The organism is Paraburkholderia sp. SIMBA_054 (assembly GCF_046534875.1).
GTDB lineage: Bacteria > Pseudomonadota > Gammaproteobacteria > Burkholderiales > Burkholderiaceae > Paraburkholderia > Paraburkholderia hospita.
Genome location: NZ_JAWRXV010001857.1, coordinates 1 through 230 on the forward strand (window position 1 = coordinate 1; position 230 = coordinate 230).

1 protein-coding gene is annotated in these 230 nt (G+C 59.1%); it reads right to left on the minus strand.

The window, feature by feature from the left end:
* On the minus strand, nucleotides 1-191 hold a 191-nt coding region (locus SB822_RS61475), incomplete at its 3' end, for a hypothetical protein (RefSeq protein WP_410859716.1).
* Nucleotides 192-230: the final 39 nt, after the last annotated feature.

The following is a 230-nucleotide window of genomic DNA, read 5'->3' on the forward strand; positions in this document are numbered from 1 at the left end:
CTTCGACACTCGACGGATAGCGGCGCGCTCGCGCGGCGAATCGCATCGGCGCGCGACGGAGAACAATGGAGAAGAGAGCGAGGAATGAAGAAGTAAAAAGCGGAGAAGCAGAAGCGGACAAGCAAAAGCTGAGAAGCAAAAGCTGAGAAGCAGAAGCGAAGAAGCGGAAGCGGCGCAGTCAGCGCGAGCATGACAGACGCATTGAACGCGCGCCGTCACGCGAACGCGCT